Below are 12,172 nucleotides of genomic sequence, written 5' to 3'. Positions count from 1 at the left end.
GCGTCTTGGTAGGTTGCCCGCGTGCTCCTGACCTCTCTCGCGCTCACCCCGGACCACGACATCCCGGCCGCCCTCCTCACCGAACTCACCGCGCTCTACGCCGACAACCGCGAGTTCCAGGCCCTCAGCGGTGACTTCCCCGATCCGGACGACATCCGCCCGGAGCAGGTCGCGGCCGCGCTCGCGGAGGAGCTGGCGCACCCGGACGTGGAGGTACTGCTCGCCCGCAGCGAGGGCCGGCTGGTCGGCATCGCGATCACCCTGTCCCACCACCCCGACCCGGCCGACCCGGACCCGTGGATCGGCCTGCTGATGGTGGCGGCGGACGTCCACCGCCGGGGCCACGGCCGCCGGTTGGCGTCGCTCGTCGAAGACCGCTTCCGCTCCGCGGGCCGCACGGCCGTACGCCTCGCCGTCCTCGACGGCAACGAACGCGCCCTCGCCTTCTGGACAGGCCTCGGCTACCAGCCGATCACCCACCGCCAGGACCTGCGGAAGGGCCGCCCCTGCACGGTGCTGCGCAAACCGCTCCGCACCCCGCGCCGCGCGGCCCGGGTCGCCGTACTGGATCCGGACGGCGCGGTCTTCCTCTTCCGGTACGACAATGTCGAGACCGGCGTGCACTGGTTGCTGCCCGGTGGCGGCCTGGAGGCGGACGAGAGCCCGCGCGAGGGTGCCCTGCGCGAACTGAGTGAGGAAACCGGCTGGACGGACCTCGAACCGGGTCCCCTCCTGTGCACATGGGAACGTGACTTCACCTACGGCGACTCCCTCATCCACCAGCACGAGCACATCTACGTCGCCCACGGCCCCCACCGCGATCCGGCCGGCCCCGACGTGACCGCCGTCCACACCGACGAGGGCATCCTCGCCTGGCGTTGGTGGACCCGGCAGGAGCTGGCCGAGGCAGCCGAACCGGTGTTGCCGCCCGACCTGGCGCGGCTGCTGGACGAGTTGAAGTAGCCCCCCTCAGCCTCCGGGTCAACCGTGCGCCGGCCTCCCCTCCCCGTACAGCCAGTCCCTCCAGATCCCGGTGAAATCCTTGCCGGGTGCCTTCTTCTCGACGTACGCGGTGAAGTCCGCGGTGTCCGCGGTGCCGTGGCGGTGGGTGGCGGACCAGCCCTGGATGATGTCGTAGAAGGTGTCGTCGCCGACCGTCTGCCGGATCTTGTGCAGGACCATCGCGCCGCGCTGGTAGACCGGGCTGTCGGAGATGTGCGCGGCGCTCGCCGGCTTCGCGGGCGGGAAGGACCAGAGGTCGTCGTAACTGTCCTCGCCGTGGTCGTAGAGCGCGTCGAAGGTCTGCTGGGCGCTGTCGCCGTCGTGGTCCTCGTCCCACAGCCACTCCGCGTACGTGGCGAAGCCCTCGTTGAGCCACATGTCCCGCCAGGTCTTCGGGGTGACCGAGTCGCCGTACCACTGGTGGGCGAGTTCGTGGACGAGGGTCGCGGTGTCGGGCGGGCCGGGGAAGACCGGCCGGTTCTGGGTCTCCAGGGCGTATCCGGCGTCGTCGGCCCGGTCGACGACGGCTCCGGTGGACGAAAAGGGGTAGGGACCGAAGTTGTCCTCCGCCCACTCCATGATCTCGGGAAGCCTGGCGAGGACCTTCCGGCTCGCCCCGGCCTGCGTCGGGTCCACGGCCACGTACACCGGCAGGCCGGAGGGAGCGGTGGAGAGGGGGATGTCGTAGCGCGTGATGTCGTATCGGCCGACGGCGAGCGTGGCGACGTAGCTCGCCATGGGTTCGGGGGTGTGCCAGGTGTAGGTCGTACGGTTCCCGCTGGTCGTCTCGCCCGTCAGTTCCCCGTTGGAGACGGCCCGCAGGCCCTTGGGCACGGTCACGGTGAGGTCGTAGGACGCCTTGTCGGAGGGATGGTGGTTGCCGGGGAACCACGTCATGGATCCGGTGGGCTCGCCGAGGGCCAGCGCCCCGTCGGCCGTGCGCAGCCAGCCCTCCTGGGAGCCGTCCGGATCGGTGATCGTCTCGGGGGTGCCGGAGTAGCGGACGGCGACGCGGAACGTCTCGCCCTTGTCGAGGTCGTCGTGCGGGCGGACGGTGAGTTCCTGGCCGGTGCGGTGGAAGTGGGCGGGGCGGCCCTCGACGGTGACGCTCTCGACGTCCAGGCCCTTGAGGTCCAGGTCGAGGGCGGAGAGGTCCCGCGTGGCGCGGGCGGTGAGCACGGCCGTACCGGACAGGCGGTCCGAGTCCGGGTTCGCGTCCTGGTTCGAGTCCGCGTCCTGGTTCCGGTCCGCGTCCTGGTTCGCGTCCGCGTCCGAGTTCGAGTCCGCGTCCGGGTTCGAGTTCGGGTCGTAGGCGAGAGTGAGGTCGTAGTGCGTGACGTCGTAGCCGCCGTTGCCCGCCTTCGGGAAGTACGGGTCGCCGACACCGGAACCCCCGCGCTTGCCGTGTGCTCCCCCGCCGCACGCGGTCAGGGCCAGAGCGAGGGCGAGGAGGAGCGACGTACAGGCCGGGACACGGGCCGGGGCGAAGACCGGGACAACCGGTGCGGATCGGGACACGGCCGTGATCCTATGACTAGCCGCGTGACACCATCACGTATGTGCTCGACATCGGCTACGCCCTCTCCAACCGCTTCCCGGACCCCCCGCAGACCGACTACCGCCGCGCGGACGTCCACGCCTTGCGGCACGACCTGTTCTGCGGTGACGTCTACCTCGCCGACACCAAGGCCGACCGGGAGTTGTCCACAGCCTGGGGATGGGTTCCGGTGCTCGACTTCGCGTGGGCCCTGTGCGACATCGTCGAGCGCGTCGACCGCGACCCGGCCGGCTCCCGCGCCGCCCGCCCCCAGCGCGCGGAACTGGACTTCACCGAGTCCACCGACCGCATGCTCTTCGAGCGCCGCTTCGGCTGGGTCGACATCGAGGCCGACTGGATGCCGGTGGAAGAGCCCCCGCTGACCTTCTCCCACGCCGAGCTCCGCCGCGAGGCCCGCGACTTCCTCCACGACCTCATCGCCGACCTGACCGACCTCCACGACGACCTGGCCGACAACCCGGCGATCTGGACCCTGCAGGCCCGCTTTCCCCGGGTGTCCTGAGTCCGGGACGCTCTGAGTCCGGGATGTTCTGAGTCCGGGACGCTCTGAGTCCCGGCTGTCCCGAACCCCGACTGTCCCGAACCCCGACTGTCCCGAACCCCGACTGTCCCGAACCCCGGCTGTCCCGACTGCGGGGCGGCGACTTCTCCGGCCCAGGTCTGCGAAGACCCGTCCCCCGAAGGCCCGTCCCCTCGAAGGCCCGTCAGCCCTCCACCCGAATCCCCAGCGCCCCCGCCAACACCGGCGCCAGATCGAGCAGTTGGGCCGGGCTGATCACCGCCCCCGCCAGCCGGTCCACCCCGCGCGCGATCTCCAGCGAGGCGACGCCGCGCAGGTCGACGTCTGTCAGCGTCGCCGCGGCGAGGTCGACGCCCTTCAGCGCGCAGTCGACGAACTCCACCCGCTCCAGGCGGGCGCTGCCGAAGTCCGGCTCGACCAGGACGCAGCTCTCGAAGACGACGTCTCTGAGACGGGCCGAACGCAGGTTCAGGTAGTCGATCTTGCCGCCGCGGATCAGGACCCGCTCCAGCACTGCCCCGTGCAGCTGTACCCCGCCCATGCGGGCGTCGATCACCTCGACGTCCCGCAGGGTCGCCTCCGCGAGTTCGGTGCCGACGCCGCGCGGGCCGGTGAGGACCGAGTCCAGGACCCGTGCCCGCGTCAGCCGGGTCTCGTCCAGCGCGCACCCCGTCAGCGCGCAGTCCATGAAACGGGCGCCCCCACCGTCCTGCCCGACGAAGTCCACCTCCCGGAACTCCAGCCCGTCATAGTCCCCGTCCGGCTCCAACTCCCCACCGCCGTACGGCTCCAGCGGAGGCAGCCGCACCCCCGGCCGCCGCGCCGCCTTCACCCCGCCGGAGCCGGCAGCCTTGCCCGCACCACCTGACCACCCACTCCCGCCAGAACCACCGCTCCCGCCGGACCCACCCGTCCCGCCCACCGCTCTCCTCGCCATGCCCCCATGCTGCACCCCACCACTGACAACCGCCCTGACCTGCGAAGGGGCACATCCATGTCACATTCCGGCCGCCGCAAGAGTCGTACCGAGAGAAAGGTGAGAAAGCGACCCCGACCCCGAGGGAGACCACAGACATGCACCGCATCACCGTCATCGGCGGCGGCTTCGCCGGACTGACCGCGGCCATCACCGCAGCCGAGGCGGGCGCCAAGGTCACCGTGCACGAGGCCCATCACACCCTCGGCGGGCGGGCCCGGACCGCCGAGGGGCCGTACCGGACGAACGAGGGACCGCACGCCCTCTACAACGGCGGCCCGCACTGGGCCTGGCTCCGGCAGCGCGACCTGATCGGACCGCTCGCGCCCCTCCCCCCGCTGGAGGCGGCCCGGCTGCGGCTGCGCCACCAGGGCGTCCTGCGCCGCACCCCGCCCTTCGCGATGCTCAAGCTGCTGCGCCGCGGTGCCCGCGAGGCACCCGTCGACGTCGACTTCCTGACCTGGGCCACCGATCAGGCCGGCGAGGAGGGTGCCCGGGCCGCCGCCCACTACTGCGCCGTCGCCCTGTTCCACCACGACCCGGGCGCCCTGTCCGCCGCGTTCGTGCAGGAACGGCTGCGCCGCGCCACCAAGCTCCCGCCCGAGGCCCACTACCCGCGCGGCGGCTGGGGCGCACTCATCGACCGGATGGCCGCCCGGGCCTGGAACCTGGGCGTCCGGATGGAGACGCTGTCCCGCGTCGACACCCTCCCCACCGACACCCCCGTCGTCGTCGCCACCTCCCTCGACGCCGCCCGGCGACTCCTCGGCGACGAGTCACTGACCTGGCCGAGCGGCCGTACGACACTCCTCGACCTCGCCGTGCGCACCCGGCGCGGGGACGCCTTCGCCGTCTGTGACCTCGACTCCCCCGGCTGGATCGAACGGTTCACCGCCCAGGACCGGACCCTCGCCCCCACCGGCGAGCAGCTGATCCAGGGCCAGATCCCCATCGGCCCGGACGAGACCAAGGCCGACGGCGTCGCACGCGCCGAACAGCTCCTCGACCTCGCCTTCGACGGCTGGCGCGAGCGCGTCACCTGGCGGCGCGAAGCAGTAGCGAACGGCCGTACCGGCGCCGTCGACCTCCCGGGCACCAGCTGGCGCGACCGGCCCGCGATCGACCGCGGTGACGGCGTCTATCTCGCGGGCGACCAGGTCGCCGCCCCCGGCGTGCTGTCCGAGGTCTCCTTCAACAGCGCCCTGACCGCGGTCTCGCTCGCCCTCGGCCGGCACACCCTTGACCTCAAGCAAGCTTGAGGTTGAACAGTGGACGGTGACCTGCCCACCGAGAACACCACTTCCGAGGGGGACCCCCGATGCACGCCGTCCGCCTGCACACCTTCGGCCCGGCCGAGAACCTCACCTACGAACAGGCCGAGGACCCGGCACCGGGCCCCGGCCAGATCCGTATCGCCGTGCGAGCGGCCGGTGTCCACCTCCTGGACACCGCCCTGCGCGAGGGCATCCGGGGCCCCCTGCCCGAACCGCCCGCCCTGCCCACGATCCCCGGCCGGGAAGTCGCCGGCACGGTCGAGTCCCTCGGCGAGGGCGTCGCCGGCCTGTGGCTCGGCAAACGCGTGGTCGCCCACCTCGGATTCGCACCGGGAGGCTACGCCGAACTCGCCGTCACCGACGTCGACCGCGCCCACGAGATCCCGGACAACCTCGACTTCGCCGAAGCCGTCGCCATGATCGGAACAGGCCGTACGACCATGGGAATCCTGCAGTTCGCCGAGCCGGGGCCGGACACCGTGGCCGTGATCCCGGCCGCCGCCGGCGGCATCGGCACCCTGCTCGTGCAGTACGCGAAGAACGCCGGCGCCACCGTCATCGGCCTGGCGGGCGGCCCCGAAAAGGCGGCCCGCGTCGAGAAGAACGGCGCCGACCTCGCCGTCGACTACAAGGACCCGACCTGGCCGGACACGGTCCGCGCGTATCTGGACGGGCGTACCCCCACCGTCGTCTTCGACGGCGTCGGCGGTGACGTCGCCCGCGAGGCCGTCGCCCTGCTCGGACCCGGCGGCCGGCACATCGTGTTCGGCTGGTCGAGCCAGGGCCCGCACGACGGCACGCCCTACCTCGTCGACGGCCTCTCCGAACAGGTCCTCGGCCCCGTGATGATGCGGAAGGCGGCCGGCCCCAACCCCGTACGCACCCTCGAACTGCGCGCCCTCACCGAGGCCGCCGCCGGCCGCCTCACCCCCACCGTGCAGCGCTACCCACTCGCCGAGGCGGCCGCCGCACACCGAGCCCTGGAGACCCGCGCGACCACCGGAAAGGTGGTACTGGAGCCATGACCTCCCCGGCTCCCGCACCGCAGGCAGCCCGTCATCCACGTACCAGATGGAAAAACTAGCCCCTCCGAGCAGCAAACACCTCCCCCGGATCCCACGCTTCCCCCCGCCCCCGCGTCACCGGATGACACGCAAACCCGATCAACAACGCCACAAAATGCCCGACATCGGTGAACGTCCGCCCCACCACCAGCGGCACGCCGTACACAAGCAGCACCGCCACCACATACCCGTACCGCCACGGCCGCGCGATCCGGTACACCAGCACGCCGACCACCCCGGCCAGCGCGTAACTCACCCCGATGTCCAACGTGTCCGCCGTCGACGCCGGCGCCCGCCCGTCCCACATCGCCACCAGCACCGCACTCTCACTGACCAGCGACGCCAGCACATGCGCCGTCACACACACCACCAGCCAGCGCACCGTCCCCAGCCAGCGCTCCGCCGGCGCGTGAAAGACGCTGTAGAGGAAGACCTGCGGCAACCACCTCCCGCCGTCGATCAACAGCGCACTCGCGACCAGAGCCCGCGCCGGATTCTCCGACAGCCCCTGAATGTTCGTCGACCGCTCCAGCAGGAACTCCCGCTCGAAACCCGGGGACATGTGACGCACCGCGACCGTCGTCACGAACAGCAGCGCCAGCCAGACATACGTCCCCGGCGCACCACGGACATACCTCACCACCCGGTCCAGGCGCCCACCCATCCACATGAGCCGATTCACGCACGCAAGTATCGTCCCGTACGTGATCGACATCCCGGACGCACTGGCCGCAGCACAGGAGAAATACAACGGCACCACCGGACGCGCCTTCATCGCCCGCCTGCCCCACCTGGCGGCGGAATTCCTGGACCGCTGGGACCTGAAACTCGACGGACGCCCCATGCACGGCGTCTCCGCCCTCGTCCTCCCCGTCCTCCACCGCCCGGACCACACCCCCGCCGTCCTCAAACTCCAACTCCTCGACGACGAAAGCAGAGGCGAACCCATCGCCCTGCGCGCCTGGAACGGCGACGGAGCAGTACGCCTGCTCGACCACGACGAACCCACCGGCACCATGCTCCTGGAACGCCTCGACCCCACCCGCATGCTGTCCCAGCACCCCGACACCCACGAAGCCGCCGCCGTCATCGCCCGGCTCCTCGCCCACCTCACCACCACCCCCGCACCACCCGGCCTGCGCCGCCTCGGCGACATCACCCAGGCCATGCTCGACGACACCCCCCAGGCCCTCACCCACGTCCCCGACCCCGAAGCCCGCCGCCTCCTCGCCGACTGCGCCGCCGCCGTACGCGAAGTCGCCACCGAACCCGGCGACCGCCTCCTGCACTGGGACCTCCACTACGAGAACGTCCTCGCCGCCGACCGCGCCCCCTGGCTCGCCATCGACCCCAAACCCCTCGCCGGCGACCCCGCCTTCGAACTCCTCCCCGCCCTCTACAACCGCTTCGACCCCACCGACATCCGCCACCGCTTCGACACCATGACCGACATCCTCACCCTCGACCCCGCCCGGGCCCGCGCCTGGACCCTCGGACGGGTCCTCCAGAACTGCCTCTGGGAAATCGAGGACGGCCGCCCCCTGGAACCCGAACAACTCGAAATCGCCAGACGCCTGCGCGACACCGGCCGTTAAGACCCGCCCCACCGAAGGAAGCGGGTCTCATGTCACTTCCGCCAGAACAGGTGATGCGTCACACCGCTCGGGCTGGGCACGACCTCCAGATGGAACCGGTCGAGCAACTCATCGGGCGACTCCCACAGCCGCAGACCGGACCCCAGCTTCACCGGCGAAACCGCCACATGCAGGGTGTCGACAAGATCCGCGTCCAGGAACTCCCGGATCGTGGTGACCCCTCCGCCGAGCCGGACGTCCTTGCCCCGCGCCGCCTCACGCGCCTGCTCGAGGACCGCGGCCGGATCGCCGTCGACGAAGTGGAACGTGGTGTCGGAAAGCGTGAACGAAGGACGCTCATGATGGGTCATGACGAACACCGGCGTGTGGAACGGAGGCTCCTCCCCCCACCAACCCCGCCACTCCAGGTCCCGCCAGGGCCCCCGCTGCGGCCCGAACTTGTTGCGACCCATGATCTCCGCGCCGATGTTGTGCGCGAAGTCCCGGGTGAAGTAGTCGTCCAGACCCCGGCTCCCTCCCGGTTCCGTGCGATTGGGCCAACTCGCCGTCGCCCCGGCCCAGGCGAACAGCCTCCCCGGGTCGACATGACCGAACGGCCTCTCCAGGCTCTGGTCCTCACCGGCACCGATGCCGTCGCTGGAGACGACGAAGTTCTGCACTCTCAATAGCTGAGCCACGTACTCCTCCTCCTGAGTTGCCGACAACGATGATGAGACTCCCCCGGCCCCGAAAACTCATCGCCGCGCCGACACGGCCGACGCCGCATGGCCCACACCGCACGGGCCGGCCTCGCGGGCGCGCTCGTCCTGACCGCGTGCACGGCGCCGCCGCCGACTGACCACCGTCGTCCCCGGCAACCTCCGCGCTCACCGCACTAGCGTTGCCCCATGATCCGACCCGCCACCCCCGCAGACATCCCCGCCCTCCACACCCTGATCCGCGAACTCGCCGACTACGAAAGAGCCTTGGACGAAGCCAAGGCAACCCCCGACCAACTCCACGACGCCCTCTTCGGCCCCCACCCCACAGCCCACGCCCACATCGCCACCGACGACACCACAGACGAACCCGTCGGCTACGCCATCTGGTTCCTGAACTTCTCCACCTGGCGCGGAGTCCACGGCATCCACCTCGAAGACCTCTACGTCCGCCCCACCGCCCGAGGCACCGGCCACGGCAAAGCCCTCCTCACCGAACTGGCCCGCATCTGCGTCGAACGCGGCTACGCCCGCCTCGAATGGGCCGTACTCAACTGGAACACCCCCACGATCGCCTTCTACGAATCCATCGGCGCCCGCCCGCAGACCGAATGGACGACCTACCGCCTCACAGACAAAGCCCTCACCACCCTCGGAACCGGCACACCAGCGACGGGGAAATAACCTCCCATGACCTTCATCCAGGGCCTGGAACTCTCCCGCCGCTTCTACACCGAAGCCGTCCGCCCCTTACTGGAGGACACCGCTCGCGGCCTCCCCCACTCCGCCGCCCGCATCGGCAGCGGCTCAGAAGTCCTCGGCTTCGACACCCCCCGCTCCGCCGACCACGAATGGGGCCCACGCCTTCAGCTCTTTCTCCGCCCCGAGGACGCACCCCACCACGCCGAGCGACTCTCCGCGTACCTCTCCGAACACCTCCCGAAAACCTTCCTCGGCTACCCCACCCACTTCGCCCCCACCGAGGAACCCCACGTCCGCGTCATGCGACGGACCGACGGCCCCGTCCACCACCGCATCGACATCGCCGACGTACCGACGTGGTTCACCCACCACCTGGGCTTCGACCCGACGACCGGCATACCCCCGGAAACCTGGCTCTCCACCCCCACCCAGCTCCTCGCCGAAGCCACCGAGGGCGCCGTCTTCCACGACGGCCTCGGCACCCTGACCCCCGTCCGCGCGTCCCTGGCCTGGTACCCCCACGACATCTGGCTCCGGACCCTGGCCGACCACTGGCGGCACCTCGCCGAGGAGGAAGCCTTCGTCGGCCGCTGCGGCGAGGTCGGCGACGAACTCGGCTCCGCGATCGTCGCCGCCCGCCAGACCCGCCACCTGATGCGCCTGTGCCTCCTCATGCACCACCGCTACCCGCCGTACAGCAAATGGCTCGGCTCCGCCTTCACCCGCACCCCGACAGGCGCCCGCCTCACCCCGGTCCTCACGGCAGCCCTCGCGGCAACGGACTGGCGGACCCGGGAGGAACGCCTGTGCCAGGCGTACGAGACTGTCGCGGGCCTGCACAACAAACTCGGCCTGACGGATCCGGTCGACCAGAGCGTGCGGCCGTATCACAGCAGGCCATTCCGGGTGCTGGGGGCGGAGAGGTTCGCTGCGGCGTTAGAGGGCCGGGGCAGGGAGAAGCCCAGGCCAGAAGGGCTTTGACCTGGGCTTTTCTCGCTGAGCCCCCTGTCGGATTCGAACCGACGACCTGCTGTTTACAAGACAGCCGCTCGTTCCAGCTGAGCTAAGGAGGCAGCGCGTGCAACGCCGCACGCGAAGGCGCCACCACTGTACACAGAGACCGTTTCCCCAAGCCATGAAGTTCCCCCCTCAAGCGACCGGAAAAACCCTGCGTAACCATCCGCGCACCCGTTCGTTGATCGATCTGACGTGCCGTTCCGAAGATCGGATCGTCAGGGAGGGGTCCATGGGGAAGACTGCGGAGAAACCGAAACCGACAGCGGTGAAGGGCGAGGAGGCCCAGCGCGTCAAGCGCGAGGTCCTCGGCATCGGTGACCGCCGTAAGCACCACACGCGCGAGGCGACTCGGCTGCAGTCCCACGCGAAGGAGCCGGACACACACCACCGCCTGTACCGGTTCCGCTTCTATCCGACCAAGGAGCAGGCCGAGCAGCTGGAGCGGACGTTCGGTGCCTGCCGATGGGTCTACAACGAGGGGCTGGCGCTGCGGTCCGGGGCGTGGGAGCGGCATCGGGTGAATGTGGGGTTCGCGGAGACGTGTCGGGCGCTGACGGGTTGGAAGCGGGCCGAGGAGACGGCGTGGTTGAAGGAGGTGTCGTCGACGGTCCTTCAGCAGTCGTTGCGGCATCTGGATCAGGCGTACGGCCGCTTCTTCAAGGGGGAGGCGAAGTATCCGAAGCGGAAGAAGAAGGGGCGGTCGCGGGATGCGGCGACGTATGTGCGTACGGGCTTCAAGTGGGTGGAGGATCCGGATCGGCCCGGTACGGGGTTGATCACGCTGGCCAAGCAGTCGCAGCCGTTGGACGTCCGGTGGTCGAGGGCGCTGCCCGCCGGTGTGGTTCCGGTGCGGTTGTCGGTGACGCGGGATCGGGCGGGCCGGTATTTCGTGTCGACGTTGGTGGAGGAGCGCATAGCTCCGTTGCCGCCGGTGTTCGTGCCGGGTACTCGGGAGCCGAAGGCGGTCGGGGTGGACGTGGGGCTGGCGTCTCTCGTCACGTTGGACGACGGGACGAAACTTGATCATCCGCGGTTGTTGAAGCGGTACGCGGAGAAGCTGGCGCGGTTGCAGCGGGAGCTGCACAGGAAGGTGAAGGGGTCGAAGAACCGGGGGAAGGTCAGGCAGAAGATCGCGCGCCTCTATGCGCTCATCGGTGACGTACGCAGGGACATGCTGGACCAGCTCACCACCCGCCTCGTGCGCGAGAACCAAGTGCTCGTGGTGGAGGACCTGTCTGTCGTGACCTTGATGCGTGCGAGGCGCGGCAAGGGGAGGCAGCGCAAGGCGAAGCTGAACCAGGCGATCGTCGATGCCTCATGGGGTGAGTTGCTGCGGCAGCTGCGGTACAAGTGCGAGTGGTACGGCCGGAAGCTCGTGGTTGTCGACCGTTTCTTTCCCTCTACGCGGCGATGCTCGGCATGCCATGTCATGGGGCCGAAGCTGGACGTCTCGGTTCGGCAGTGGACCTGCGCCGAGTGCGGTGTGCTCCATGACCGAGATGTGAATGCGGCCGTGAATCTCCGCGATGAGGGGATGCGGTTGCTGGCCGCGTAGGTGCGGCCGGTGCGGTACGGACCGACGGGCCGTCGGCCGGAATGCCTGTGGAGCCCACGTAAGACCCGTCGGGCACAGCTCACCAGGGCCGTGCGCGGCAGGCAGTGGGCGGTGAAGCAGGAAACTTGAAGCGAGGTCAAAAAGCCGGTGCTTTGCCCCTGCCCAAGCATGGCCAAAAGTGAGTTGCTCTTCCCCGTTCGAAAATTTCCGC

At 70.1% G+C, this 12,172-nt stretch carries 12 protein-coding genes and 1 tRNA gene; 8 read left to right on the top strand and 5 right to left on the bottom strand.

The features are described 5' to 3' along the window. Positions 1-21 precede the first annotated feature (21 nt). On the top strand, positions 22-963 hold the full coding sequence (locus ACIBK3_RS41215; protein ID WP_399373279.1) for a GNAT family N-acetyltransferase: 942 nt from the start codon (positions 22-24) through the stop codon (positions 961-963). Positions 964-981: 18 nt separating this feature from the next. On the opposite strand, the gene ACIBK3_RS41210 is transcribed toward ACIBK3_RS41215, so the two are convergent. After that, positions 982-2,520: a M1 family metallopeptidase gene (locus tag ACIBK3_RS41210; protein WP_399373277.1), complete on the bottom strand. Its 1,539-nt coding sequence runs from the start codon at positions 2,518-2,520 to the stop codon at positions 982-984. Between the two features lie 41 nt (positions 2,521-2,561). Between ACIBK3_RS41210 and ACIBK3_RS41205 the strand changes: the two genes are divergently transcribed. Further along, positions 2,562-3,062, top strand: a complete 501-nt coding sequence (locus ACIBK3_RS41205; protein ID WP_399373275.1) for a hypothetical protein — start codon at positions 2,562-2,564, stop codon at positions 3,060-3,062. A 202-nt stretch (positions 3,063-3,264) separates the two neighbouring features. On the opposite strand, the gene ACIBK3_RS41200 is transcribed toward ACIBK3_RS41205, so the two are convergent. Further along, positions 3,265-4,017, bottom strand: a complete 753-nt coding sequence (locus ACIBK3_RS41200; RefSeq protein ID WP_399373273.1) for a pentapeptide repeat-containing protein — start codon at positions 4,015-4,017, stop codon at positions 3,265-3,267. A gap of 137 nt (positions 4,018-4,154) precedes the next feature. Here ACIBK3_RS41200 and ACIBK3_RS41195 point away from each other — a divergent pair, with 137 nt between their 5' ends. Together ACIBK3_RS41195 and ACIBK3_RS41190 are read left to right on the top strand one after the other, a co-directional pair. After that, complete coding sequence (locus ACIBK3_RS41195) at positions 4,155-5,315, top strand: FAD-dependent oxidoreductase (protein WP_399373271.1); 1,161 nt, start codon at positions 4,155-4,157, stop codon at positions 5,313-5,315. Positions 5,316-5,374: 59 nt separating this feature from the next. Continuing rightward, a complete protein-coding gene (locus tag ACIBK3_RS41190; protein ID WP_399373269.1) occupies positions 5,375-6,355 on the top strand; it encodes a zinc-binding dehydrogenase in 981 nt (326 codons plus the stop codon). Positions 6,356-6,410: 55 nt separating this feature from the next. On the opposite strand, the gene ACIBK3_RS41185 is transcribed toward ACIBK3_RS41190, so the two are convergent. Next, positions 6,411-7,064, bottom strand: a complete 654-nt coding sequence (locus ACIBK3_RS41185; protein ID WP_399373329.1) for a rhomboid-like protein — start codon at positions 7,062-7,064, stop codon at positions 6,411-6,413. Here ACIBK3_RS41185 and ACIBK3_RS41180 point away from each other — a divergent pair. Beyond that, entirely contained in the window at positions 7,063-7,989 is a 927-nt protein-coding gene (locus ACIBK3_RS41180) for an aminoglycoside phosphotransferase family protein (RefSeq protein WP_399373267.1), read from the top strand. The two genes, ACIBK3_RS41185 and ACIBK3_RS41180, sit on opposite strands and share 2 nt — an antisense overlap. A 32-nt stretch (positions 7,990-8,021) precedes the next feature. Here ACIBK3_RS41180 and ACIBK3_RS41175 read toward each other — a convergent pair whose 3' ends face one another. Further along, positions 8,022-8,666: a dihydrofolate reductase family protein gene (locus tag ACIBK3_RS41175; RefSeq protein ID WP_399373265.1), complete on the bottom strand. Its 645-nt coding sequence runs from the start codon at positions 8,664-8,666 to the stop codon at positions 8,022-8,024. 210 nt (positions 8,667-8,876) lie between these two features. Here ACIBK3_RS41175 and ACIBK3_RS41170 point away from each other — a divergent pair, with 210 nt between their 5' ends. After that, positions 8,877-9,371, top strand: a complete 495-nt coding sequence (locus ACIBK3_RS41170; protein ID WP_399373263.1) for a GNAT family N-acetyltransferase — start codon at positions 8,877-8,879, stop codon at positions 9,369-9,371. Between the two features lie 6 nt (positions 9,372-9,377). After that, positions 9,378-10,370 (top strand): DUF4037 domain-containing protein, encoded by a 993-nt coding sequence (locus ACIBK3_RS41165; RefSeq protein WP_399373261.1) that lies wholly within the window; start codon positions 9,378-9,380, stop codon positions 10,368-10,370. An 18-nt stretch (positions 10,371-10,388) separates the two neighbouring features. Here the strand turns inward: ACIBK3_RS41165 and ACIBK3_RS41160 are convergent. Next, a tRNA-Thr gene (locus ACIBK3_RS41160) sits at positions 10,389-10,462 on the bottom strand. Between the two features lie 173 nt (positions 10,463-10,635). On the opposite strand from ACIBK3_RS41160, the gene ACIBK3_RS41155 reads away from it, so the two are divergent. Next, entirely contained in the window at positions 10,636-11,961 is a 1,326-nt protein-coding gene (locus tag ACIBK3_RS41155) for an RNA-guided endonuclease InsQ/TnpB family protein (protein WP_399373328.1), read from the top strand. The last annotated feature ends 211 nt before the right edge of the window (positions 11,962-12,172 follow it).

The organism is Streptomyces sp. NPDC050287 (assembly GCF_044459385.1).
Classification (GTDB): Bacteria; Actinomycetota; Actinomycetes; order Streptomycetales; family Streptomycetaceae; genus Streptomyces.
The sequence above is the reverse complement of the archived record's forward strand: the minus strand, read 5'-3'. Positions and strand labels throughout refer to the sequence as shown.

Excerpts from the sequence above, each read along its gene's own strand:
- ACIBK3_RS41200 (WP_399373273.1), bottom strand. The coding sequence starts at position 4,017 with ATGGCGAGGAGAGCGGTGGGCGGGACGGGTGGGTCCGGCGGGAGCGGT.
- ACIBK3_RS41195 (WP_399373271.1), top strand. The coding sequence starts at position 4,155 with ATGCACCGCATCACCGTCATCGGCGGCGGCTTCGCCGGACTGACCGCG.
- ACIBK3_RS41190 (WP_399373269.1), top strand. The coding sequence starts at position 5,375 with ATGCACGCCGTCCGCCTGCACACCTTCGGCCCGGCCGAGAACCTCACC.
- ACIBK3_RS41180 (WP_399373267.1), top strand. The coding sequence starts at position 7,063 with ATGAGCCGATTCACGCACGCAAGTATCGTCCCGTACGTGATCGACATC.
- ACIBK3_RS41185 (WP_399373329.1), bottom strand. The coding sequence starts at position 7,064 with ATGTGGATGGGTGGGCGCCTGGACCGGGTGGTGAGGTATGTCCGTGGT.
- ACIBK3_RS41170 (WP_399373263.1), top strand. The coding sequence starts at position 8,877 with ATGATCCGACCCGCCACCCCCGCAGACATCCCCGCCCTCCACACCCTG.
- ACIBK3_RS41165 (WP_399373261.1), top strand. The coding sequence starts at position 9,378 with ATGACCTTCATCCAGGGCCTGGAACTCTCCCGCCGCTTCTACACCGAA.
- ACIBK3_RS41155 (WP_399373328.1), top strand. The coding sequence starts at position 10,636 with ATGGGGAAGACTGCGGAGAAACCGAAACCGACAGCGGTGAAGGGCGAG.